Here is a 22405-nt window from a genome sequence, read left to right as displayed (position 1 = left end):
CGAGGGCGCGCCCGCGGCGTTCCACTGGTGCCGGAAAGGCCGTCCACGGAACCCTCTTCTCTTCCGACCCGCATGCGGTGAGGTCGAAGGTATGCGCTTTGTTTTGACAGGTGAAGACTCATGTCTGATGAGCTTCGTTGAATGCGTAGCCTTTCAGCGAGCCGCAGGAAGCGTTCTTTGTCATCTGGCGCAACGCGCGGGCTTCATCCGAGAGGGCCGAACAAGCTGACGGGTTTAGAGCAGCCCTCTTAGATCGTCTCGGCAATCCAGTCCGCAATGTAGCCGGCTACATAGGCGAGATTGTCGATGCTGATGTGTTCGGTGCCGCCCTCGTCCTCAGTGAAGATGCGCAGCTCGCGCTTGGGACTGTTCACTGCTTGCTCGTAGCTTTGGTGGGCGTAGCGGACGGGGATCTGGCGGTCGTTGATGCCGTGGGTGATCAGGAAGGGCACCTCGATTTTCTCGACCACGCCGTTGAGGTTGACCCTGTCGGCGGTGGCGAGGAAGTCATCCATGTTGTTTTGGCCCCAGACCCACTTGACGTGGTCCCAGTAGTGGGGGACGGGGTTCTCGCCCTCGCGCTGCAGGCGGGCGTGCTGGACTTCGCCCCAGTTGTGGTTGGCGCCCCACGCAACGACCAGCTTGAGCCGCTTCTCGAACGCAGCGGCCCGGGGTGCGTAGTAGCCGCCGAGGGACCAGCCGACGATGCCGACCCGCTCCGGGTCGACGTCCCCGCGCGTCTCCAGGTAGTCCACGCAGGCCGCTGCCCAGACCTCAGTGTCATAGCGGGAGGTCAGGCCGCGGAGGCGGAGGGCCTCGCCGGAGCCGGGGGTGTCCACCATGAGGGTGGAAATGCCTCGCCGGGCGAGTTCCTTGCAAAACCCGGAGTAGTACATCATCTCTTTGGTGCTGTCGAGGCCGTTCCATTGGATCACCACGGGCGCCGGGCTGCCGTCCGCGGTCTCTGCCCGGTAGAAGAAGGCCGGGAGGGAGGAGTCCTGGTACGGCACCTCGACCGCGGTGATTCCCGGATCCCCGAGTTGGACGCTCTTCATCAGCAGGTCGATTGAGCGCTGGTACGCGGCGGTGCGGCCTTCCCAGAGCGGGGACTGCAGGCGCTCGGCCTGGGAGACGTAGAGGCTGGCGCGGTAGAACTTGTCGCCGGCGGAAATCAGACGCCCCGCGGCGGCGTCCTCCGCGGCCGAGGCTTCGAGCCTGTCTGCCACCTCGGACCAGGAAACGTACAGCAGTTCGGTGCCTGCGTCGTCGCCGTTCCTGGAGGCTTCGAGCACGGGCCTGCAGGCCCGGTCGACCTCGTCGATGAAGCCGCCGTTGTTCAGGGCGGCCACGGCCGCCATGCTCCACACGTAGTTGGTGGGGAAGTACTGGAACACGTTCTACTCCTTTGTTCGTTCGCGTCTGACTTCCACTGTGCCGTGCGACGGCGGGAGCGGATACCGTAATTGGCTATGCCAGCTATCCGTCCGGTTGATGCGTGTGTGCATCCGCGGGACGGATAGCTGGCATAGCAGAAGTCGCCTTCCACCGAACTGTGATCCGGGCGAGAGTGGAATGAAGCCGCCAAGGCAATCCCAACCACTACCAACCGAGAGGACTCCGATGGAGAAGCTCCTGTCCCACCTGGCCCACCTGGAGATCGCCAGCCCCGATGTTGAGGCGTCCGCGCGTTTCTATGAGGAGAAGTTCGGCATGCGCGTCGTCGACCGCGTCGGCGACCGCGTGTACCTGCGCTGCTGGGGCGACTATTACCACTACAGCCTTGTCGTTGTTCCCGGCGCGGAGCCGGCCCTGGCTGCGATGGCCTGGCGCGTCTCCGGCCCCGAGGCTCTTGACGCCGCAGTGCGCAGGATCGAGGAACACGGGGTCGCCGGGGCCTGGTCCGAAGCCGGGCATCGCCATGGAAAGGCCTACACCTTCACCGGGCCGTACGGGCACACGATGAAGCTGTTCTGGGAGGTCGACCGTTTCGTGGCCGAACCGGGCTTCGCCTCGATCTACCCGGACCGGCCGGAGAAGCGCAGCAGCCACGCAGCAGCCCCGCGCTTCCTGGACCACGTCACTGTCGCCACGTCCGACGTGCGCGGCTTCGCCAAGTGGTACAGCGACACGCTCGGCTTCCGGACCATGGCCTTCGTTGAACTGGATGAAGCGCCCATCACCGTCTTCTCCGTGCTGACCACCAACGAGAAGTCCCACGATCTTGGCGTCGTCCTGGACACCTCGAGCCGTCCCGGCCGGGTGAACCACATCGCGTTCTGGGTGGACACGCACGAGGACCTGCTGCGCACCGCCGACGTCCTGATGGAAAACGGCACACCAATGGAATATGGCCCCTCCATCCACGGCGTGGGCGAGCAGAACTTCCTGTACTTCCGCGAACCGTCCGGGCTGCGCGTGGAACTGAACTCCGCCGGTTACCGCAACTACGTCCCCGACTGGGAGCCGAACACCTGGAAGCCGTCCGAGGGTTCGAACAACTTCTACCGCAACGGCGCCATGCCGCACTCCATGACCGAATCCTTCCCGCACGCCGAGGGCTTTACTGCCACCGAGGAGGGGGCTTCCGATGAGATGAAGGCCGCCCTGCTGAACCCTTACGCCGTCCAGGGCCGCGGCTGAGCGATGTCCATTCAGGAGACAGCCGCAGCCGCCGCCCCGGAGTCAGGCCCCGCGCCGGCGGCGGCTGCCATCACCGGCATGGCCGAGCGGGTCCGGAACTGGGGCCGCTGGGGAGAGAACGACGTGCTTGGAACGCTGAACTTCATCAACGCCCCCAAGCGCGTCGAGGCAGCCCGCCTCGTCACCCTGGGAACCGTCTTTTCCCTCTCCCAGCCCTTCGACACCAACGGGCCCCAAAAAGGATGGCGGCGGCGCACCAACCCGGTCCACACGATGACGGACACGGGCCTGGAGGCCGAGCACGGAAACCAGGGTTTCCCGCACGGCTTCGGCGGGGCCGATGATGTGATCGCCATGCCGCTGCAGTGTTCAACGCAATGGGACGGCCTCGGGCACATCTTTGACCGCGGCAAAGCCTGGAACGGGCGGCGGGCAGGCGAGGTCGTCACCTCGGCAGGCGACCAGGTCACCGGCATCCAGACGGCGGTGGACCGCATCCTCACCCGCGGGGTGCTCCTCGACGTCGGCCGCGCCCTCTCCCCGGAGACGGGGGATGAGCGGGGCGAACTTCCCGACGGCTTCGCCATCACACCCGGGCACCTGGAGCTGACAATCGAGCGCCAGGGCCCCAGCGCCGCCGTCGGCCGGGGGGACATCATCGTCGTGCGCACGGGCCAGTATTCGAGAGCGCGGCGCGAGGGCTGGGGCGACTACGCCGGCGGAGCTGCGCCGGGACTGTCGTTCTGGTCCGCCCCCTGGCTGCACGAGCGGGAGATCGCGGGCATAGCCACGGACACCTGGGGCTTCGAAGTCCGCCCGAACGAGTTCGCAGGGGCGGCGTTCCAGCCCCTGCACCAGGTGGCGATCCCCAACATGGGCCTGTTCCTCGGGGAAATGTGGGACCCGGACCAGCTCGCGGAGCACTGCGCCGCCGACGGCCGCTACGACTTCCTGCTCAGCGCCGCGCCGCTCGCCATCACCGGGGCGGTCGGCTCTCCCGTCACCCCCCTGGCCATCAAGTAACAATAAGCCAACTCGTCATGCCACAAACGAAGGAGTTTCACATGGCAGCCGTCCAGAAAGTCGGGATCGTAGGCGCGGGGGCCGCCGGCGTGGCCGCGGCCATCCTTCTTGCCCAAGGGGGTATTGAGGTCGAGGTCATCGAGCGGCGCGAAGGACCCGCGACGCTGGGCTCGGGCATCACGCTTCAAGGCAATGCCCTGCGCATCCTGCGCCAGCTCGGCGTCTGGGACGAGGTCCAACGGCGGGGCTTCGCCTTCGGGACCCTGGGCATCCGCGCCCCCGGCCCCGATGCCGCCGTCCTGGCCGTGATCGAGGACCTGCGGACTGGCGGGCCGGACCTCCCCGCAACGGTCGGCATGTACAGGCCGGAACTGGCCGAGTTCATGGACCGCAGGGCACTCGACGCCGGCGTGAAGTTCCGCTGGGGCCGCAAAGTGGTGGGCAGGGAACAGTTCCCCGGCGGCGTGCGGGTGGTCACCGATGACGGCGTGGCCGAAGACTTCGATCTGCTCATCGGCGCCGACGGGCTGAATTCCACCGTCCGCCAACTTATCGGCATTGACGCGGCACCCGCACCCGTGGGCATGGGCATCTGGCGCGCCTTCGTGCCACGCCCGGCCGACGTCGAGCGGACGGACCTCTACTACGGCGGCCCTTGCTACATAGCCGGCTACTGCCCCACGGGCCCGGACACAATGTACTGCTACCTCGTCGAGGATGCCCAGCAGCGCAACCAGAGCCAGGGCCCGGCAATCATGCGCGAGCTGTCGGCCGCCTATGGAGGGCCCTGGAACGAGATCCGCGAGCACCTCGGCGGGGACGCCCGGATCAACTACACCCAGTTCACCCAGCACCTCGTGGACGGTCCCTGGAACCGCGGCAGGGTCGTAGTGATCGGGGATGCAGCCCATAGCTGCCCTCCCACTATCGCCCAAGGCGCGGCGATGGCCCTGGAAGATGCTGCGGTCCTCACCGAACTGCTCCTGGCCTCCGACACGCTGAACGAGGAGCTTTGGGAGCGCTTCAGTGCACGCCGTCTCCCGCGCGCCCGCTCCGTCGTCGAGGCCTCACTACAGCTGGCTCAATGGCAGCTGGACCACAACCGGGAGGCCGACGCCGGCGGACTGATCGCTTCCGTCGGCCAGCTGGTGGCGGTACCGGCATGAAGATCGCACGATGGAACCATCGAGGCGAGTCAGGGGCGGGGTTTGTTGCGGACGGCCGGGCCTTCCCCCTGCCCTCCGGTATGGACGTCGCGGACCTGCTGTCCCGGGGCCTTGAGGCTACCTTGGAGCTGGGCGCGGAGATGCTCCGCGCGGACGCTGAGTCCCTGGACATGGACGAGCTGACCCTGCTGCCACCGCTGGTGCCGGCCACGTTGCGGGACTTCGTCGCCTTCGAAGAGCATGTGGAAGGCGTGGTGCGCAGCATCAACGGCACGGGAGAGGTTGTCCAGGAGTGGTACCAGGCGCCGACCTTCTATTTCACCAACCCGCACACCATCCGGGCCACCGGGGATGAGGTGCCGATTCCGGCAGGCTCCACGCAGCTGGACTTCGAGCTCGAAGTCGCTGCGGTCATCGGCTCGGTTCCGGGAAGCGACGGCAGCAACCTGGACGCCGATGCCGCTCGCAGCCACATTTTCGGCTACACCATCCTCAATGACTGGTCTGCCCGGGACCTGCAGCGGCGGGAGATGAAGATCGGCCTCGGACCCTGCAAGGGCAAGGACTTTGCGAACACGCTGGGACCCTGGATCGTCACCGCGGACGAGTTCGCGGACCTACACGACGAGGAAGGCTTCCTGCCGCTGACCATGACGGCCGAGGTGAACGGGGCAGTGATTGGCGAGGATCGGCTGTCTAACATGGGCTGGCCGTTCGCCGAGCTTGTCGCCTACGCCTCGCGGGATTCCCGGGTGGTTCCCGGCGACGTCCTGGGGTCGGGGACCTGCGGCAGCGGCTGCCTCGCCGAGCTGTGGGGCCGGAACGGCACCCAGATCCCTTCGCCGCTGGGAACGGGCGACGTCGTCCGCCTCATCGTGGAGGGTATCGGCAGCATCGTCAACACCGTCGGGAAAGCGACCACTGGCCCGCCAACCCAGTCTGCCCGGGTGCGGCCCGGCACGGGTCGTTGGGAACCTGTCCGTGGGTGAGCAAGCACCGCTGGCGGGCTTCGGCCTTGAGGGGAGAATCGTCGTCGTCACGGGCGCAGCCGCCGGGCAGGGACTTGCCGAGACAGACTTCCTTGCCTCGGCGGGAGCCCGGGTCGTGGCCGCAGACCTGCCCCCGGAACCTTCCCCGCAGCTGGCCGCCGTAATGGCCAGCCACTCGAGCAGCAGCGTCCGATACGTGCAGGCGGACGTCTCCTCCGGGGAGGATTGGGCGCGCGTTGCCGGGGCCGCCGCCGACCTCGGTGGGCAGGTGCATGGGCTCGTCAACAACGCCGGCATCACCCGCCGTGCCCGTCTGCTCGAGGCCACGCCGGAGGACCTGCGCGCCGTCCATGATGTGAACGTGGCCGGGGCGCTTCTAGGCATCCAGGCACTGGTGCCCCTGATGGAACCCGGCTCCTCGATCATCAACGTCGGTTCCGTCGCCGCACTGACCGCCCACTACCCCGTGGCGTACACCTCCAGCAAATGGGCGCTGCGGGGACTCACCGCCGTCGCGGCGCTCGAGCTCGGGCCATCGGGCATCCGCGTCAATGCCGTGCACCCGGGATTCATCGAGACACCGATGACGGCCTCTGCCAGCCCGGCCTTCCGCAGCGCAACGGCGGCGGAGACCCCTTTGGGGCGGACCGGTTCCCCGCATGAGGTCGCCGCCGTCGTCGCCTTCCTCCTGAGCCCGCTGTCCAGCTACGTCACCGGGGCCCAGATTCCGGTCGACGGCGGCCAGTCCAGCCATGGAGGGGCCAAATCCATCTCAGACGCCCTGCGCTGAAGTCCAAAGGGAGGCAGACGACAACGTCGCCTGCCTCCCTTTTTCGCTGGTTCTGCCTTCAGCCGGGCAGGACAGCCGACCACCCGCCGTCGACCATCAAGTTCGCACCGGTGACGTAGGAGGCCTCGTCGGAGGCCAGGAACAAGGCACAGGAAGCAACTTCCTCCGCCGTGCCGATGCGCTTGAGCGGTATGTGCCGCGCAATCTGGTTCATCGGGTGGTCCTCGGCGAGCAGATCGCCCTCCGTGGCCCGCGTGCGGATCATGCCGGGGCTCACCGAGTTGACCCGGATGCCCAGCGGTGCCCCCTCCGCGGCCAACTGCCGGGTCATCGCCACCACCGCTCCCTTGGTGGCGGTGTGCGCCAGCCGCCCGTTCGTCACCGATCCGGTGACTCCCGCAGTCGAGCCGACCAAGACGATCGCGGCTCCCCCAGCCGCCGAGAGCGCCGGCCAGAAGGACTTCACGGGGAGGAAGACGACGTCCACCTCGTGCGCGAAGTTCCATTTCCAGTCCTCGAAGCTCAAGTCCTCCAACCCGGCGAACTTCGTCGCAGCGGCATTGGCATAAAGGATGTGGACACGGCCGTACGCCTGACAGACTCCCGCCGCCCAGGCCGAGACTGCGGCCTCATCCGTCAGATCCACCTGCGTCGACACAGCCGACCCGCCCTCGGCCCGGATCTTCTCCGCGGTCTCGTCCGCCCTGTCACCATTAACATCACAGCCTATGACCGTCGCGCCCTCCCTGGCGAAGCGCAGGGCAGCTGCGGCGCCCTGCCCTCCGCCAGTCCCTGTGATGACGGCGATCTTGCCGTGAAGGCGCCCCCGGCGCCGGGGTGAATGCTCTGCTCATCCCACCAGCGTGCCCCGGCCCCACGGAGGCCACTTGTTGGAAATCAGCTACATGCTATTCGCCGCGTCGATAGTTACCGTCCTGCGCGGAGCAGCTGTTTCAGCGTGGGCCTGGTGCAGCGCTTGGGACGCGCGCTTGAGGACGTCGCGCAGCCACAGCGTCGCCGAGTCCTCCGTCCGTGCCGGATGCCAGTACATGGCTTCCACGAGCACGGCCTCGACCTCCACAGGGAAATCGAGGATGGCCAGCCGTGCGCTCCGACTCGCCCGGATCGCCAGCATTCTGGGCACCAGCGCCACCAGATCGGTTCCCTCGACCAGCATGGGCAAGGCCAGCAGGCCGCGCACCTTCGCTGTGGCCCGGTGCGAGAAACCCAAGCTTTCCAGGAGCCGGTCCGCGGGCGTCGTGATCGTCTCGCCGAAATAGCCAATCGCATGCGGCAGCTCAGCCAAGCGGGTCCCCGTCAGGTCTGCTTCGTTCAGGACAGGATTCGCCGCGTCGACGACGGCCACGAAACCGTCCCGGAACAGCTGCCGGCTCCGTCCCGGTAGCGAGTATCCCATCGGTCCGACCATCAGGTCCACCTTGTTCAGGGCGGATATGTCGTTGTGTTCGGGCCCGATCGGCACGAAGTCCACCGACACCTTCGGACCCTCGAGGGAGAGGATGCGCCGCAGCGGCTCGATGAGCATCACGGCCGAGTAGTCCGAGGCGGCGATCTCGAAGCTGCGTTCACTGATGGCGGGGTCGAATGCGCTGCGGATTTCCAATGCGGAGTCCACACGCTGCACGGCCTCCTCGATCATGGGCAGGAGGGTATGGGCGAACGGAGTGAGTTCGTAGGAGCGGCCCGAACGGGTGAGCAGTTCGTCGTCAAAGTGCCGCCGCAGCCGCGCCAGAGCGGCACTCGTGGCAGGTTGGCTTAATTGCAGCTGTTCGGCGGCTCTCGTGACGTTGCGCTCCTCGAGCAGCGCCAGCAGCGGCCGCAGCAAATTCAGGTCCAGGGACTTCACATCAACACCCTATCGCCGGCTGCTCCCGAACCATACACGGCGTGGATACCTGCCATACCGAGGACCTAATTCCCCGAACGGCGGCCCTCTGGGAGATTGTGAGCTACGGCACTTCATCCGATTGCCGCAGTCCTGATCTTCAAAGGGGAAAATCAGATGGAACCCGTACCGAGCGTCGCCACAGCGCTTCCCTCACCCGATGCTACGGCGACGCCCCCGGACGGGCGTGCGCCGGCCGTCCTCCTGCTGGCAGGCAGCTGCATGCCCGTGCTTGGGGCCGTGCTCCTGGCACCAGTCCTTCCGGCCATGACCATAGCATTCGCCGACACTCCGGGCGTGCAGTTCCTGGTGCCGGTCATGCTAACCATTCCGGCGCTCGTGATTGCACTGCTTGCCCCCGTTGCAGGCTTCGTGGCCGACAAGGTAGGCCGCAAGGCGCTGCTGCTGGGCGCAATGGTCGTCTACTCGATCTTCGGCACGGCCCCGTTGTGGCTGGACTCTCTGGCGGCAATCCTCGCATCCCGGGTGGGAGTCGGTATCGCCGAAGCCGCCATCATGACCGTTTGCACCACGCTGATTGGCGACTACTACTCCGGCAAGCAAAGGGACAAATACTTGGGCATGCAGGTGCTCGTTGCCACTCTGGCCGCCACGGCGTTCTTCGCACTCGGCGGCGTGCTGGGCAGCCAGGGCTGGCGGGCTCCCTTCTGGTTGTACCTTGCCGCCGCTGTCATCGCCGTCCCCATGGCATTCGTCCTCCGGGAGCCAATCCACCGAACCGGGACTGTGACGTCCACGCCGGTGCCTTGGCGACAGATTGCCGTCCCCTCTGCTGTGACGCTCTTCGGAGGGATCGTGTTCTACGCCCTGATCGTCCAGCTGCCGTACGTCCTGAACGCCCTGAGTGTGACGGAAGTGGGCGTGATCGGGGCGGCGGCGTCCCTGGCGTCCCTGGCTACCGCCCTCGGAGCCCTCTCGTTCCGCTTCGTTTCCAGCGCCGGCCCGGTCCGGCTTCTGCCGGTGGCCTTCGGCCTAGCCTCCGTGGGCCTGGTGATGGTCTGGCTCGCAGGCTCCGCGCCTCTGGCAATTGCCGGGGCCGTGGTCACGAGCGGCGGCACCGGACTCCTGCTGCCGTCGCTGCTGACCTGGGCCATTTCCGGCCTGTCCCTGGAACAGCGCGGCCGCGGCACCGGAATCTGGACCGGGTCCCTCTATATCGGCCAGTTCATCTCACCCATCGTGCTGGGCGTGATAGGCGGAATACTCGGCGGACTACCGCTGGCCCTGGGCATCCTGGGTGCGCTGGCTGCAGCGGCGGCCCTTGCAACAGCTATCGTACGACCCCGAAGGGCAGCAGTTGCCTGATCGGCGGTGCCGGACACCGTCCATGTCTTAGGACTCAGTGTCCCCGTCACCGCCGGTGACGGGGACACTTTTGCGTTCGCATTGTGCACCGAAGCCCCGACTTGGGAGACCTCCCCGTCCATGAGACGAGCCCGCACCAGTTCCCTCCCTGACACAGTCATTGGGCATGCACGAACGAGCGATAGTGAAAAACACGGTAGCGACCGTGTCCGCTGCCGTCTTGGAAAACAACAGCTTTTCAAGACATCCTGCCGGGGTAGTTTGAGCCCCGTCTGTGATTCGCAGCGATAAATGGCGGGGTTTTCGCGGAGCTAAATGTCACCCCTGGTGCCCGCTAACCGATGGCGAATTCAGGCGGTCGTTGCAACGGCGGGTTTTTCTGGTTCAAATAGTAGCCGTTCCATGGCCTGGGCGGGGGTGATGCCGCCCAGGGTCTTGCGGGGCCTGGCGTTTAGTTCGGCGGCGACTTCGAGCAGCCGCTCGGGTGAGTGCGCGGACAGGTCGGTGCCCTTGGGGAAGTACTGGCGCAAGAGCCCATTGGTGTTCTCGTTGGTTCCACGCTGCCAGGGTGAGTGCGGGTCGCAGAAGTAGATGTCCATCCTGGTCGCCACGGTGATCTGGCGATGCTGGGCCAGCTCGGTGCCCTGATCCCAGGTCAGCGACTTACGCAGGTGCTGCGGCAGGGACTTGATCGCCGCCAGCAGGCCGTCACGGACAGCGATGGCGCCGTGGTCATCGGGCAGGTGGACCAGCATCGTAAACCGGGTCTGGCGCTCCACCAAGGTGGCGATGGCCGAGCGGCAGTTCGACCCCAGCACCAAATCCCCTTCCCAGTGCCCGGGCACGGCGCGGTCGGCGACCTCGGCGGGTCGTTCGCTGATCAAGATCATGTCCGGGATCTTCCCCGCCCGCTTGCCGGTGGAGCGTCTTGGCCGCCTCACGGCGCGGCCCGTGCGCAAGTGTTGGTGCAGGTCAGCGCGCAGGTGACCGCGGCCCTGCACATACAACGCCTGGTAGATCGTCTCGGGACACACCCGCATCTCCGACCGGTCCGGGAACGTCATGGCGAGGTCGTCACTGATCTGCTCAGGGCTCCACTTCACGCACAACCTGGCCTGTACCAAGGATGCCAGTTCCGGGTCATCGAACTTGCTGGCCTTGGGCCGGCGTCCGCGCAGCTCGGCTCGTTTCTGCGCCGCGTACGGCGCATACTTCCCCCGTCCCCGCGCGCCCGTCCCGGGGCCGTTACGGCGCAGCTCACGGCTGACTGTCGAGGCCGACCGCTTGAGCTGTCCCGCGATCGCCCGCACACTGGTCCCGGACATGTGCAGGTCCGCGATCTGCAGCCGGTCCTCCAGGCACAGGTATCGGCCCGAAGGTTCGGGTTTCTTGCGCGGGATCCGCCCGCCGGTCGCCTGGCGCCAACGCCGCCCAGTTCGTCGATCCACTCCTACAGCCTCGCACGCCGCGATCAGGGTCGAGCCCTGGGCCATCAGCACCCAGAACCGGGCCTCCTTATCGATCCGTTCCTTCTTCGACAACATGCACAACACCTCACAATAAAAGGGGTGTTGCAACGACCGTTTGAACTCGCCGATCCCTCACCGGGATAGCTGCGGCCGAAAGGAACTGTTTCGGGCGGCAGAAGCCCACTGCTTCTGTTGGAGGCCTCTTGCCCCGGTCTGTGAGTCTTGACAGCCGCGGGCCATCAGGCATCATCGGTGGTGTGTCGCTGTACGGAATAGGGGCCGCGCTGATGACAGATATAGGAGCTAAACAATGGGGACGATGATCGGCGCTGTGCACTCTGTGGGGGGCGAGCCGCCTCGGCTCGAGCGGGTGCTACTGCCCGTGCGGCATGAGTTCGAGGTGACGGTCCCGGACGGCTCGGTGGTCCGAGGCTATGTGACCAGCTACGAGGTCTGGGATTCGTTTGTGCGGGTGAATGTGACTTTCATTGATCGGCCGCTGCGGAGCGGGCACGACGACGCGCTCGTTCTACGGCTCTCCGACGGCACGTTCGCGAAGATGGTTCACGGGAATGGCGGCGGGAGCGACCGCTTCAGCGTCATGGCAAGCGCGTTCGCCCGCCCGCTCGTCGCCCAGACTGCGACGCTCGGGCTCGGACGGGACCGGCGGAGACCCCCCACGCCTCGCATTGTCCAGAACCCGGGCGGCGCGATGTTGCCTGCCCGCGATCCGAACAAGGAGATGGTTTTCACGCAGATCATGGACCTCCCGCTCCCGTAGCGGACCCCTGAGCGGACGCAAACCTGCCGTTGTCTAGTTGTGTCCCAATCGAGGAAACTCTAGGACGGCCGTATGACACGCCCGGGCGGCGCTACGCCTCAGGAGCAAGTTTGAAGGAAGCTGGTGGCACCAGGGCGTTCGTGGAAAGTCACGGTGTGGCCGCTGTCGTCGTGGAAGATGGCTTGAGAGCCTGCCACTGTGATGGTGCCCGATTGGAAGGGGTTGCCCCAGCCCGCTGGGGGATTTCCATGGCCGTCGTTCAGCGGTTGGTCTGCGAGGAAGAAGGTGTCCTGCACCCGTGCCTCATGGATGCCGCAATGAGTGAAGAGGGCGAAAGGGACACTTGAGACGGGGTGGATGCCGGACTTGTCGAGGCATCGATTGTCAGCGATGCCGGCGTCTCCGGAGAAAGTGCCTCCGGCCGCCTGCCCCGAGGATGCTGGTCGCGAGCTCAGCCGCCGGTGCCCATCCGATCACGCGCGCAACTCACAACGGCGGACAAATCGAGCCCGTAGGTTGGCCCTTCGCCTGAACCGTACTCCTCGAGTCGGGCCGCACCGCGCTCGAAGAGCCGGAGCGCGCCAACGCTGTTCCCTCGGGCGGCGTGGGTGAGCCCGACGCAGATCTGGGCGAGACCTTGCCAGAGGTTGCGTTCTTGGGCCGGCCCAGCTTTCCATCGGGCCTCAAGTACCTCATGCGCGGCGAAGGGCCGGCCCGCTTCGACCAGGCTCCGGGCCGAGACCAACGTCTCCGCCGGCGGCAGCGGTTCCTCGGAGACAGGCTCCACGCCAGCGCTTCCGTATGGCAGCGGCCGTCCAAGAGCGTCTCGTGGCCGCGCCTGCCTCGGGCGCCTTGAAGCATCCCGATCCCGGTCGCCGGTCATTGCAGTTTCCGCTCTGAGCGTCCGTGGACCTTACCAACCTTCATCCGCCCAATGCTACGGCTCCGCCCTTCGAACATGCGTTCCGCTGCAGAGGGTGCCGTCAGGAAGGCGGCCGCGGGAGAAGAAATGATCACCGCTGGTCGCGCCGCAGAGGGTGGTCCTTCGGAACTTCAACGAGCACGATGCGGACTCCGTCGGGGTCCGCGATCCACATCTCCACCAGCCCCCATGGCTCCTGCTGCGGCTTGCGGATCACAGGTACCCCGGCCGCCAGGAGCCGATCGTGCTCGAGCTGCACGTCGCGGACCTGCCTCCAGATCGCCAAGGCGCTGCCCTGCGGATCAGTCGACCGTCCACTGACCTCGAGAAAACCGTTGCCCAGGAAGAATACGAGGCCCGGCGCTTCACGGCTCCCGAACTCCCGGTAGATCGCCAGGCCCAACGTGTCCCGATAAAACCGGTGGCTCCGCTCAGGTTCGGACGGATGAAGCAGGATGCGGCTCCCAATGACTTCCATGTTCTCCATCCTGCCCTCGAGCCATGCACTTCGCTCGGGTCCATGCTTTGAATTCTCGGTGTGCGTTCAAGGATCCTTCACCGCGACAAATCAGGCAGAAGCTCGCCACCGCATGCCTGCACCGCAAACGAACGGCGCCTTCTTGGTTTCTCATAGGCTGACTCGTGTACAACGAGATGCTCTCGCCGGCCGCAAGGGAGGACGATGAAGAGCTGGGGAAAGATTGTCACGTTCGGGACCATCTTCTTGGTCTATGCAGGGTTCATGCTCTACGGGCTCGTACACGACATCTTGCACGAGGGTCTGACGGGGCCGAACATCTTCGGAATTGCAGTGTTCGTCTTCCTCCCTGTCCTTTGCTGGGCGCTGGCAGTCGGGACAAAGCGCTTCAACAGGTCGCACATGGCGCGGACGCGCGCAGCCTTTCCTGGCCTGCTTGTCCTGCCAGCAGGCTGGGCCTGGTTCATGGTGCCCCCGCTGCGCTCATGGCCGTACAAGCCCATCAAAAACGCAGGTTACATCGGCTTCCTTCTCGTGGCAGATGAACAGCACCTAGCTGTTTACCGCACGCAATTCCGGAAGGGGTACGTCGTCGCCGGACAGTTGCCGTGGGACCTTGTGCGGTCCATCGGTGACATCCCCGCCAACAGGGCATCGGGCGACAAGCCTGGAGCGAAGGTGCTCACTCTCGAGTTGGACGCCCGGGAAAGCTACCTTTCGGATCGCCTTGAGCTGTACCTTTGCGCAGACGACGTCTCAATCCTGGCTGGCGCTGAATTCGATGAAGCGAAAGGCCGGCTCGAGAGCGTCCGAGCCGCCGCCCGAAGATGAGACGTCAGACAAGCGTCCGGTGAGGGATAGGCTTTCGGGCGGTAGCCGCAAGTGAGGCAACTCTGCTCCAGGGAGCGTGTGCGCCGGCGAAACCTGGCTAGACCAGCGTTGCAGAGCGTAGGAGTTGCTCAGTGCGGGTTGAGGCGCGTTTGCCACCGTATTTCCCGAAGAGATCGATCACCGTTTGCGCCGACGCGCCGAGATCCTGGGCAGGGCGGGGACTGGCGTTGAACACGTGATCGAGCCACTGGAAGATCACGACGTGGGCGTAGGTCAGGCCACCCATCTGGCAATGGCTGGATGCGCCCTGGGTTCGCGGGAAGACGTGGATGTATTTCTCGCACGGCAGCGACGCGATGAATTCGGGGATGCCGGCGACGATCGCGGCTGACGAGGCAGCGGCGTCTTTGATGTCGTCCTCTCCGAACAGGAACAGCATGGGGTTCTTCAAGTTCTGCTCCAGGCCCCGGAGGGTGAAGGGCTGGTAGAAGTCGATCCAGTCATGCGGCTCGGCGATGCCCAGGGACCATTGCGCGTGCTGGAATGCCCACCGTGCTGGCGGGCTGAATCGCTGAAGCAGCCCGAACAGGGCGTCGATCACTCTCGGGTTGCTGAGGCCTTTGAGACCCGCCCGGGCGGATTCGCCGCAGTCAACGACCAAGGTGTTGGCGATGCAGGCCTTGATCCTTGGCTCGCCGGCGGCAGCTCTGGGTGCGAAGTAGCCGCCGGCGGAGTAGCCGATCAGTGCAATCCTGTCGCGGTCGATGTCGTCGCGGGAGTACAGGTAATCGACCACAGCGCCCACCGGCTTCTCGTAGTCGGGCCGGAACACGAGCCCCGGGTTCTCCATCATGGCGCCCCATTGGCCCGGTCCTTCGAACACCAGACAGTTGTATCCGTGCTCAGCCGCCATGGCCCCGATCCAGCAGTAGACCTCCTCCATCGTCGAATCGAACCCGCCAAGTGCGATCAGGGTGGGGCTGTGTTCCTGTGGTGCGGGGACGTAGTAGGCGGGAAGTTTGCTGCCTTCGAAGTCGATCTCGACGTAGTCGATGGCCTTGGTGCCCAGTTTCGTCATCTGACGGAAGTGGTCTCGGCTGCTCTGCCACAGCTTTCGGTGCCTGGGATCGGTATGGGCGAGGTAGAACGCCGCCATGCGGTAGTAGTTGCTGGCCCGCAGATGGGCGCGCGCGGCAGCCTGTCGTTCCCCGGCCGCGGCTATGCTGGCGGCGTATCCTGCGACGGCGTCGGCCGTTGCCGTCCACTCGACTGTCCAGCTCTCGAAGTCGCCGTTCTTGATGCGATGCAAGGTCTCCGTGCACTCGCCGAACTCGGCGGCCCCGACATGTTGAGTGGAGATTCCCCGGGCGAACTCGTAGTTGAACCCCCCGATGGTCTTATCTGCGAAGTCGACTCTCATCGAGGACACCCCTTCCGATAGTTCATTGTCCGCTGACAGCAGCGGGCCCAGTGTTCGTGGCCGGCGGTATCGAGGAAGACGAGCATTCGACGCGAAACCCCGACCACACCATGTCGACAAGGTTCACCTGGCGTCCATCCCAGCTCCATCAACGCGTTTAGCTGCCCCAATGCTCCACCCGGGAGCCTCAGGGGGCAAGATGCCGGGCTGCGCGGGGCGAATCGGCGTGTGTCCGGTCAGGGATCGGCTCGCGAGCCCTCTTCCATCCTCGGTTGCCGGGGACACCGACATGAGGCGGACACCGAACGGGTATCAGGTCAGTGCCGTCAGAACTGGCCGGTGGCCTTCCGTACCAGCGCAGCGATCACCTTCTCGTCGGACGGTGAAATTTCTGTGATCGCAAATCCGGTGGGCCACATGGTTCCGTCGTCCAGTTGTGCGGCCCCGAAGAAGGCGAGATTGCCGTAGCGCGCCTTGAACTTGGCTCGCTCCTGGTAGAAGAGGATGATCTTGCCCTGCGCATCCGCGTAACCAGGGCTGCCGTAGAAAAGCTTGGGGCTCAGCGACGGCGCGGCCTCTGTGACAATCGCATGGATGCGCTCCGCGTTCGTCCTGTCCGGCTCGTCAAGCGAGGCGATCTTGTCGAGAACCGACTGTAAGGCCTCGGCCGAGCTCTGCTGCTCCTTCAGCTCCTTGGCGCGCTGTTTCATCGCGGCCCGCTCCTCAGCAGTGAACTTGGACCCAAAACTTTTCGACTCAGCCATGCGCCCATTCTTGCAAGGGTGGAGAGCCGCTGTGCTCCGTAGCGGTGTTTCCCAAAGCTGCGTGTCGCGCTGAGCTCCCGTGAGGGAGATGCTTCATCGTGCGACTGATCGGTGCAGTCGGCGATCCCCCTACGGTCTGCAGGGTGACAAATAGCGCTGCGAAAAGACCGCCATTTATCGCTGCGAATCACACTTTTGGATAGCAAGAACAACCCCGCCGTCGGCTCGTCACAACTCATCTCCGCAATCAAGCAGAGTCACCTGATGGTCGTAGTGGTTTTTGACTAGCAGAGACGGGATCAAACTATCGGCGCTGGGAGCAAGTACAGTCTCGTTCATGAACGCTGATTTTTGGGTGGCTGTTGCAGCTGTTTTCATATCGGCTGTGGCTTTGGTCCGTGGCGAGCTCCATCAGCGCCGTCGAGCCTCGCATGACGCCCCGTTGACAAGGTCGCCGAGGCCCTGCGGCCCGTTCACATTCTGATCGAACACGCTGACGTGCGAGTCCCGTCGGCTGCTGAGATCGGCAAAGTCATGCGGGATTTCGAATGGGAATGCCAACACAGGGAACCCACGTTGCCAACTGGAGCAAGACACCTGCGGGTAAGCATCCGTCAGGCGCTAGCGAATTGTTTCGGTTCTCCGGCGGCAATCGCAGTAGATCCCGCAGCTGACCGCAGGCCCATGCAAACCTTTGATCGGTACTGGTGGGATCTTGCCTGCACTTACGTCGAACATGCCCAGAAGCGCCTGGGCGCGTGGCAGCTTCAAGAGCGGCGCAGGCCATTACAGATTGCCTATTTCGCCGATTGGCGCAAAGCTGAGGACGCTCTTCAGCGGGGCCATCAGGGTGGAAAGTCTAATCAGCGACCTCCTCGGTGACTGGATCTCAACTGTCAGTCTGAGGTATACCCCAACCAGACGTCAGGCATGACTTGGCGCCCACTGTGACTCGCAGCGATAAATGGCGGTCTTTTCGCAGAGCTATTTGTCACCCTAGAGCCCGCAGGGGGATCGGCTTGCGGGCCGGGGCCACGTGAAGCCGACTTCCGAAACTGACGTGCCGATCGCGTCGGAGAGCGGGTGCATGACCGCGCCGACCCAATCGATTGGCGGCTCATCGCGGTGTCGGTGGGGTGGCGACGCGGCGCCGCGAAGCCCTTAATCGGGCGTTGTCGATCGACTACCTGACAGGATGCAATGCATGGATCCCGTTCCGACGCCGTACACGCTTGTTATCTCGACGAGCCTGGACGTTGCCTCAAAGAGCCGCGGCCTCGCAGTCGAAGCGCAGACTGAGTTGGAACGTTTGGGGGAGACTACCCAACTGCTTGATCTGAACAAAATCGACCTGCCAGCGTTCGACAACGGAACCGTATTCGACTCCGAGTCGTTCGCACGGACGCACTTGCTCATCCGCGAAGCGGAGAGCGTCGTTCTGGCCGTTCCTATCTACAACTGGAGCGTCGGTAGCTCCGCTAAGAACTTGATTGAGGCGACCGGAGCAACGGGCGAAGACGGCCGGAAAGCCGCGTGGTTCGATAAGTTCGTAACCTTCGTCTGCGCTGGCGGGCTACCGCACTCTTACATGGCCTACAGCACGTTGGCGACGTCGATGATGCTCGATTTCAAGTGTGTGGTAAATCCTTACGTCGTTTACTCAACGGATCGTGACTGGGATGAACACGGACAGCTAAGGCCTTTGCTTCGGGCGCGCCTGCAGAAGACCGTAGCGGTGCACTCCGAGCTGAACAACCGCCTACGTAGTCGCACGTACTCGTCCGACTGGGAGATCTAATTCTGCACGCATTGGTAACGTTCGTGGGTTTCCGATCATCGATGGGGCGGGCATGGCGGCGGTGAAGCGTTCTTAGGGATCGCGGACCGGGAAGCCGTGCCTCCAGCCGTCTGCCGGTCATTTGGTCGCGATGATGAGGAAGCGGCGCGAGTGAATCGTCAGTGTTCCCGTGTCGACCAGAGGCGCATCTCATGACCGCCGACACGAAACGCCGAGGCTAGTCGACGCACCGGATCGCGTCGCAGACGTTCACGGCTGGGCGTGACGCTCCAACGCGTCCAGAGTCGTCTCGGGCGATGTGTTGAAGCAGAAGGTGATTCCGGGCGATTCCGCATTGCACACGTTGATGATCCGTTCGAAGAGCTCGGTGTACTCCGGGATCATCCTGATGCCGCCCCCGATCATCACGAGGCCGAAACGATCACGACCGAACGCCGAGCGAATCTCTGCTTCGGCCTCGTCCAGGGAGGTGCCTATCAGGCAGTTGACGGCGTCGAAGCCGGCGGCCGTAGTGGCCCCGAACCCCGCTTCGATCCGTTCGGTCATTGTGGCCTCGTCGAGGCCAGGAGGCAGCTTGCTATAGTCGAGGGCTCGCGCGTGGATGCCGATCATGAGGATTCGAGTCATGGGCCTCATTGTGGCATGCACGCCTCACCAACGAATTAGTCAAACCGCACCACCAATCAGGCGGGCCCGCTGGATCCTTGCTCGACCCGCCCCGCCCCCGATGAGCTGTTCCTGTAGTGCAGAGGACTCCTGACGTTCCGTGCAGACGACTTCGGAAAATGACATCGGTGGGCCGGCCCCAGGTTGCGAACCGCCCGTTAGACGGTCCTCCACCGGACGCCTCGCTAATTAGCCGGCGCGACCCTCGGGAGCTCGCGATTGCGGCTGTTTCGGATTCCCATTTGGCCTGCCCGGAAAACTGCCCGGGCGGGATGCCTCATACGCTACGGCCAGAGTTGTCTTGTCACCTTTGATGAGCCGGCGGCGCTCCGGATCAGCGGGACCCGGGTAAGCCGTCCGGAGTTGGGTAGGATGCTGGACCGTCTCGGCCGCGGAGATGAGGTGGTGGTGTGGAAGCTGGACAGGCTCGGGCGCAATACCCGCCACCTTGTGGGAACCATCTAGTCGCAGAGTCGGCTTGCGCTGTGGGGTTGCACCGCCTTGGGGGCAATGAGGTCCCATCCGCGATCCTTCTACCCGAGTGCGTCGGAGAGTTTCTGGTTGCCTATCACTGCGAGAAGTTGCATCCGTTCGGCACTTGGCGACCCGGGCGTGGCTGTGAAGACCAGGAGGGACTGCTCCTGGTCTGGATCCAGAAGAGTTTGGCAAGTCAGGTAAACATCGCCAACCTCGGCATGCACGAAGTGCTTTTCCTCCGAGTGCAAGAGCCCGATCTGGTGGTCCGCCCATAGCTGAACAAACTCACTGCTCTCGTCGAGCAACAGCTTCGTGATCCAGCCGGCCTTTGAATCCGGCCCGTATTGCGTGAAGGCGTGCCGGTGCTGCGCGACGAATACCCGGCTAAGGTGCTCGAGGTCGGGCTGGGCGTAGATCGATCGCGACTCTGGCTCTGTGAACCACCGATAGATATTCGACCGACGCGCCCCTTCGAAACGAGTCTGTTCGCCGAGGAGAGTCACGGCGAGCGGCGTCTGCACCAACGTTTCGCCGAGATTGTTCATGATTTGCGCGGGAGTGTCGGTGAGCCGACCGAGTACTCGCATCAGGCCCGGGTTGATGTGGTCGCTGCGCTGAATCGATTTCGGGACGCTGTGACCGGCGAGCTGAAAGAGATGATCACGCTCGGCGAGCGACAATCGCAGACCGCGGGAGATCGCGGCAACCATCTGCTCCGACGGCTGAGGTCCGCCGCTGCGCTCGAGGCGCGCGTAGTAGTCGGCGGACATCCCGGAAAGCTCGGCGACCTCTTCACGCCGCAAGCCGTTGGCCCTCCGTCGCGGTCCGCGACTAAGACCGACATCTTCGGGCTGAAGGGCATCGCGACGTGCGCGCAAGAAATCAGCCAAGGCTCGGAGGTCCATGTTCCTAAGTATCGCCCGTCGGCCAGAAGCTATCCACGGTCTGTCGTGCAGTGGATCGGCAGGTTCCTGTTCGATAACTGGCGCCCGTTCGTGCATCCCTTAGCCAGTGCATTTCGTGCAGTGGATAGACGAGCACTGGCTACCAGCGAGCAGAAGGGGTCAACTAGCTATGCAGCCGCACGAGCGGCGACAGGGAATGGAGATGCACGATGGCGAAGTGGACCGCGGCTGACTTGCCGAACATGTCAGGCAAGACAGTAGTCGTGACCGGAGCGTCGAGCGGTATCGGTTTGATCACCGCCCGAGAGATGGCTCGGGTCGGAGCTCATGTTGTGATGGCCGTGCGAGACCTTGCCAAGGGAACCGCGGTTCGACAGGGCATGGTGGGCGACGTCGAAGTCCGCGAACTCGACGTATCCGACCTGGCCAGCGTCCGGGCTTTCGCTGCGAACTGGACAGAGCCACTCGACATACTGGTCAACAACGCAGGCGTCATGGATATCCCGCTGACGCGGACCATTGACGGTCTTGACACCCAGACCGCGACAAACTCCTTCGGTCCGTTCCTGCTCACCAGCCTTCTGCTTCCGAACATCACCGACCGAATCGTCTGGGTCACAAGCCAGCTTCACCGAATGGGGCACGTGAACACGGGCGACCTGAATTGGGAGGCTCGTCCGTACAAACCCATGGACGCGTATAACGACTCCAAACTGCAGGTGGCGCTCTACTCCCTCGAACTCCAACGTCGTCTTGACGCGGCCGGATCGAAAGTTCGGTCGGTCGTCGCCCACCCCGGCATTGCCACCACCACCCTCGCCGCCCATTCGTCATCGAACGCAATCAACCGGTTCTCGTTCCTCTTGAATGACCCCGAGCACGGCGCTCTCCCAACACTCTTTGCCGCCACGCAGGACGTGGCAGGAAACGCGTACGTCGGTCCCAACGGTTTGGGCAGCATCAAGGGCTACCCCAAGGTGCGCAAGCCAGGAAAGGCCGGTCTCGACAGCACCGCTGCCTCGACTCTCTGGGCTGCTGCGAGCAAGACGGTCGGGATCTCCGCATGAGCCTGCGCATTGAGGCTGCCGAGCATGAGCACATCTTCATTTCCCACAGGGTGGCCGAGCACTCTGTCGACCTCGGTGAGATCCGGATGAACTACGCCACGCTTGGCGATGTGAGCTTGCCGGCGCTTCTTCTGATCCCGGCGCAGACGGAGTCGTGGTGGGGATACGAGGCGGCCATGCGCATCCTCTCCGAGCGGTTCCAAGTATTTGCTGTTGACCTTCGAGGGCAGGGTCGATCCACCTGGACACCGGGTCGCTACACCCTTGACATATTCGGGAACGACTTAGTCCGCTTCATCGACCTTGTCATCGGCCGCCCGACGATCGTGGCCGGCCTGTCGTCTGGTGGGACCATCTCGGCATGGCTCTCCTCATATGCCAAGCCTGGCCAGATCCGGGCAGCCGTCTACGAAGACGCACCCCTCTTCGCCTCCGAAGCGAACCCGTCGTTCGGACAATCGATCCGACAGGGGATCGGGCCGATGTTTTCGTTGTGGCACAAGTGGCTCGGACCCCAGTGGTCCATTGGCGATTGGGACGGGATGCTGGCGGCGATGCCACGCGAGCTGCCCGGGTCGATCCTTGTCGGACTGGAAGCGATGGCACCGGCCGGTACCGGGGATGCGCCGATCGGACCCCCGCAGGACCTGAAGGAATACGACCCCGAGTGGGGAGCCGCATTCGTATCCGGGATCGCAACCGCGTCGAGCGACCACGCGGTCCTGCTTGCTCAGGTGAAAGTGCCCGTGTTGTTCACCCACCACTTCCACGTCGTTGACGAGTCGACCGGCACGGTAATGGGCGCCATCTCAGACCTTCAAGTGCGCCGTGTCGAGGAACTGGTGACGCAGGCGGGTAACAGCTTCACCTACAAGTCCTTCCCGACCATGCCTCACTCTATGCACGGTCACGCCCCAGACGAATACGCCAGCACAGTCATCGAGTGGGTCGACGGCCTCCATCTCAACGACTGAGCGAAACATAAGG

Annotated in this window: 23 protein-coding genes; 12 read left to right on the top strand and 11 right to left on the bottom strand. The window is 64.4% G+C overall.

The window, feature by feature from the left end:
• Positions 1–248: 248 nt before the first annotated feature.
• The gene (locus AC3ANQ_RS20035) at positions 249–1394 is read right to left on the bottom strand and encodes an alpha/beta hydrolase family protein (protein WP_488302648.1); all 1146 of its coding nucleotides are present in this window, start codon (positions 1392–1394) and stop codon (positions 249–251) included.
• Between the two features lie 226 nt (positions 1395–1620).
• Between AC3ANQ_RS20035 and AC3ANQ_RS20030 the strand changes: the two genes are divergently transcribed.
• The 5 genes from AC3ANQ_RS20030 to AC3ANQ_RS20010 are packed head-to-tail and all read left to right on the top strand — an operon-like array spanning position 1621 to position 6608.
• Entirely contained in the window at positions 1621–2640 is a 1020-nt protein-coding gene (locus tag AC3ANQ_RS20030; RefSeq protein ID WP_488302647.1) for a VOC family protein, read from the top strand.
• Between the two features lie 3 nt (positions 2641–2643).
• Positions 2644–3663 carry a cyclase family protein gene (locus AC3ANQ_RS20025; protein WP_488302646.1) on the top strand — a complete coding sequence of 340 codons (1020 nt, stop codon included), beginning with the start codon at positions 2644–2646 and terminating at the stop codon, positions 3661–3663.
• Positions 3664–3704: 41 nt separating this feature from the next.
• Positions 3705–4829 carry an FAD-dependent monooxygenase gene (locus AC3ANQ_RS20020; RefSeq protein WP_488302645.1) on the top strand — a complete coding sequence of 375 codons (1125 nt, stop codon included), beginning with the start codon at positions 3705–3707 and terminating at the stop codon, positions 4827–4829.
• On the top strand, positions 4826–5818 hold the full coding sequence (locus AC3ANQ_RS20015; protein WP_488302644.1) for a fumarylacetoacetate hydrolase family protein: 993 nt from the start codon (positions 4826–4828) through the stop codon (positions 5816–5818). The genes AC3ANQ_RS20020 and AC3ANQ_RS20015 overlap by 4 nt, the downstream gene beginning before the upstream one ends.
• Positions 5811–6608 carry an SDR family NAD(P)-dependent oxidoreductase gene (locus tag AC3ANQ_RS20010; RefSeq protein WP_488302643.1) on the top strand — a complete coding sequence of 266 codons (798 nt, stop codon included), beginning with the start codon at positions 5811–5813 and terminating at the stop codon, positions 6606–6608. The genes AC3ANQ_RS20015 and AC3ANQ_RS20010 overlap by 8 nt, the downstream gene beginning before the upstream one ends.
• A 58-nt stretch (positions 6609–6666) precedes the next feature.
• Here the strand turns inward: AC3ANQ_RS20010 and AC3ANQ_RS20005 are convergent, their stop codons facing one another.
• Together AC3ANQ_RS20005 and AC3ANQ_RS20000 are read right to left on the bottom strand one after the other, a co-directional pair.
• Positions 6667–7407: an SDR family NAD(P)-dependent oxidoreductase gene (locus tag AC3ANQ_RS20005; protein ID WP_488305380.1), complete on the bottom strand. Its 741-nt coding sequence runs from the start codon at positions 7405–7407 to the stop codon at positions 6667–6669.
• Positions 7408–7509: 102 nt separating this feature from the next.
• Positions 7510–8475 (bottom strand): LysR family transcriptional regulator, encoded by a 966-nt coding sequence (locus tag AC3ANQ_RS20000; protein ID WP_488302642.1) that lies wholly within the window; start codon positions 8473–8475, stop codon positions 7510–7512.
• A gap of 156 nt (positions 8476–8631) precedes the next feature.
• Between AC3ANQ_RS20000 and AC3ANQ_RS19995 the strand changes: the two genes are divergently transcribed.
• Positions 8632–9840: an MFS transporter gene (locus tag AC3ANQ_RS19995; protein WP_488302641.1), complete on the top strand. Its 1209-nt coding sequence runs from the start codon at positions 8632–8634 to the stop codon at positions 9838–9840.
• Positions 9841–10190: 350 nt separating this feature from the next.
• On the opposite strand, the gene AC3ANQ_RS19990 is transcribed toward AC3ANQ_RS19995, so the two are convergent.
• Complete coding sequence (locus tag AC3ANQ_RS19990) at positions 10191–11384, bottom strand: IS30 family transposase (RefSeq protein WP_488302640.1); 1194 nt, start codon at positions 11382–11384, stop codon at positions 10191–10193.
• 235 nt (positions 11385–11619) lie between these two features.
• Here AC3ANQ_RS19990 and AC3ANQ_RS19985 point away from each other — a divergent pair, with 235 nt between their 5' ends.
• Entirely contained in the window at positions 11620–12090 is a 471-nt protein-coding gene (locus AC3ANQ_RS19985) for a hypothetical protein (RefSeq protein WP_488302639.1), read from the top strand.
• Positions 12091–12188: 98 nt separating this feature from the next.
• On the opposite strand, the gene AC3ANQ_RS19980 is transcribed toward AC3ANQ_RS19985, so the two are convergent.
• The 3 genes from AC3ANQ_RS19980 to AC3ANQ_RS19970 form a co-directional block, all read right to left on the bottom strand.
• The gene (locus tag AC3ANQ_RS19980; protein WP_488302638.1) at positions 12189–12386 is read right to left on the bottom strand and encodes a hypothetical protein; all 198 of its coding nucleotides are present in this window, start codon (positions 12384–12386) and stop codon (positions 12189–12191) included.
• A gap of 155 nt (positions 12387–12541) precedes the next feature.
• Complete coding sequence (locus tag AC3ANQ_RS19975) at positions 12542–12877, bottom strand: DUF309 domain-containing protein (RefSeq protein WP_488302637.1); 336 nt, start codon at positions 12875–12877, stop codon at positions 12542–12544.
• 226 nt (positions 12878–13103) lie between these two features.
• On the bottom strand, positions 13104–13490 hold the full coding sequence (locus tag AC3ANQ_RS19970) for a VOC family protein (RefSeq protein WP_488302636.1): 387 nt from the start codon (positions 13488–13490) through the stop codon (positions 13104–13106).
• A gap of 204 nt (positions 13491–13694) precedes the next feature.
• Between AC3ANQ_RS19970 and AC3ANQ_RS19965 the strand changes: the two genes are divergently transcribed.
• Complete coding sequence (locus AC3ANQ_RS19965) at positions 13695–14321, top strand: hypothetical protein (RefSeq protein ID WP_488302635.1); 627 nt, start codon at positions 13695–13697, stop codon at positions 14319–14321.
• 97 nt (positions 14322–14418) lie between these two features.
• Here AC3ANQ_RS19965 and AC3ANQ_RS19960 read toward each other — a convergent pair whose 3' ends face one another.
• Together AC3ANQ_RS19960 and AC3ANQ_RS19955 are read right to left on the bottom strand one after the other, a co-directional pair.
• Positions 14419–15741 carry an alpha/beta hydrolase family protein gene (locus AC3ANQ_RS19960; protein ID WP_488302634.1) on the bottom strand — a complete coding sequence of 441 codons (1323 nt, stop codon included), beginning with the start codon at positions 15739–15741 and terminating at the stop codon, positions 14419–14421.
• Positions 15742–16067: 326 nt separating this feature from the next.
• A complete protein-coding gene (locus tag AC3ANQ_RS19955; RefSeq protein WP_488302633.1) occupies positions 16068–16505 on the bottom strand; it encodes a DUF1801 domain-containing protein in 438 nt (145 codons plus the stop codon).
• Positions 16506–17709: 1204 nt separating this feature from the next.
• Here AC3ANQ_RS19955 and AC3ANQ_RS19950 point away from each other — a divergent pair.
• The gene (locus AC3ANQ_RS19950) at positions 17710–18303 is read left to right on the top strand and encodes an NADPH-dependent FMN reductase (protein WP_488302632.1); all 594 of its coding nucleotides are present in this window, start codon (positions 17710–17712) and stop codon (positions 18301–18303) included.
• 249 nt (positions 18304–18552) lie between these two features.
• On the opposite strand, the gene AC3ANQ_RS19945 is transcribed toward AC3ANQ_RS19950, so the two are convergent.
• Positions 18553–18930: a hypothetical protein gene (locus tag AC3ANQ_RS19945; protein ID WP_488302631.1), complete on the bottom strand. Its 378-nt coding sequence runs from the start codon at positions 18928–18930 to the stop codon at positions 18553–18555.
• Positions 18931–19188: 258 nt separating this feature from the next.
• On the opposite strand from AC3ANQ_RS19945, the gene AC3ANQ_RS19940 reads away from it, so the two are divergent.
• Positions 19189–19434: a recombinase family protein gene (locus tag AC3ANQ_RS19940; RefSeq protein WP_488302630.1), complete on the top strand. Its 246-nt coding sequence runs from the start codon at positions 19189–19191 to the stop codon at positions 19432–19434.
• Positions 19435–19502: 68 nt separating this feature from the next.
• Here the strand turns inward: AC3ANQ_RS19940 and AC3ANQ_RS19935 are convergent, their stop codons facing one another.
• Complete coding sequence (locus AC3ANQ_RS19935) at positions 19503–20351, bottom strand: helix-turn-helix transcriptional regulator (protein WP_488302629.1); 849 nt, start codon at positions 20349–20351, stop codon at positions 19503–19505.
• A gap of 209 nt (positions 20352–20560) precedes the next feature.
• Here AC3ANQ_RS19935 and AC3ANQ_RS19930 point away from each other — a divergent pair, with 209 nt between their 5' ends.
• Both AC3ANQ_RS19930 and AC3ANQ_RS19925 read left to right on the top strand, forming a co-directional pair.
• Complete coding sequence (locus AC3ANQ_RS19930; RefSeq protein WP_488302628.1) at positions 20561–21418, top strand: SDR family NAD(P)-dependent oxidoreductase; 858 nt, start codon at positions 20561–20563, stop codon at positions 21416–21418.
• Complete coding sequence (locus AC3ANQ_RS19925) at positions 21415–22392, top strand: alpha/beta hydrolase (protein ID WP_488302627.1); 978 nt, start codon at positions 21415–21417, stop codon at positions 22390–22392. The genes AC3ANQ_RS19930 and AC3ANQ_RS19925 overlap by 4 nt, the downstream gene beginning before the upstream one ends.
• The last annotated feature ends 13 nt before the right edge of the window (positions 22393–22405 follow it).

The sequence above is a fragment of the Arthrobacter sp. DMZ02-1R genome (assembly GCF_057747935.1).
The sequence above is the reverse complement of the archived record's forward strand: the minus strand, read 5'-3'. Positions and strand labels throughout refer to the sequence as shown.

Coding starts and splice junctions, on each gene's coding strand:
- AC3ANQ_RS20015 (WP_488302644.1), top strand. CDS start 4,826: ATGAAGATCGCACGATGGAACCATCGAGGCGAGTCAGGGGCGGGGTTT.
- AC3ANQ_RS19985 (WP_488302639.1), top strand. CDS start 11,620: ATGGGGACGATGATCGGCGCTGTGCACTCTGTGGGGGGCGAGCCGCCT.
- AC3ANQ_RS19945 (WP_488302631.1), bottom strand. CDS start 18,930: ATGACTCGAATCCTCATGATCGGCATCCACGCGCGAGCCCTCGACTAT.
- AC3ANQ_RS20025 (WP_488302646.1), top strand. CDS start 2,644: ATGTCCATTCAGGAGACAGCCGCAGCCGCCGCCCCGGAGTCAGGCCCC.
- AC3ANQ_RS19970 (WP_488302636.1), bottom strand. CDS start 13,490: ATGGAAGTCATTGGGAGCCGCATCCTGCTTCATCCGTCCGAACCTGAG.
- AC3ANQ_RS19930 (WP_488302628.1), top strand. CDS start 20,561: ATGGCGAAGTGGACCGCGGCTGACTTGCCGAACATGTCAGGCAAGACA.
- AC3ANQ_RS20030 (WP_488302647.1), top strand. CDS start 1,621: ATGGAGAAGCTCCTGTCCCACCTGGCCCACCTGGAGATCGCCAGCCCC.
- AC3ANQ_RS20020 (WP_488302645.1), top strand. CDS start 3,705: ATGGCAGCCGTCCAGAAAGTCGGGATCGTAGGCGCGGGGGCCGCCGGC.
- AC3ANQ_RS19965 (WP_488302635.1), top strand. CDS start 13,695: ATGAAGAGCTGGGGAAAGATTGTCACGTTCGGGACCATCTTCTTGGTC.
- AC3ANQ_RS19995 (WP_488302641.1), top strand. CDS start 8,632: ATGGAACCCGTACCGAGCGTCGCCACAGCGCTTCCCTCACCCGATGCT.
- AC3ANQ_RS19950 (WP_488302632.1), top strand. CDS start 17,710: ATGGATCCCGTTCCGACGCCGTACACGCTTGTTATCTCGACGAGCCTG.
- AC3ANQ_RS19925 (WP_488302627.1), top strand. CDS start 21,415: ATGAGCCTGCGCATTGAGGCTGCCGAGCATGAGCACATCTTCATTTCC.
- AC3ANQ_RS19960 (WP_488302634.1), bottom strand. CDS start 15,741: ATGAGAGTCGACTTCGCAGATAAGACCATCGGGGGGTTCAACTACGAG.
- AC3ANQ_RS19955 (WP_488302633.1), bottom strand. CDS start 16,505: ATGGCTGAGTCGAAAAGTTTTGGGTCCAAGTTCACTGCTGAGGAGCGG.
- AC3ANQ_RS19990 (WP_488302640.1), bottom strand. CDS start 11,384: ATGTTGTCGAAGAAGGAACGGATCGATAAGGAGGCCCGGTTCTGGGTG.
- AC3ANQ_RS19935 (WP_488302629.1), bottom strand. CDS start 20,351: ATGGACCTCCGAGCCTTGGCTGATTTCTTGCGCGCACGTCGCGATGCC.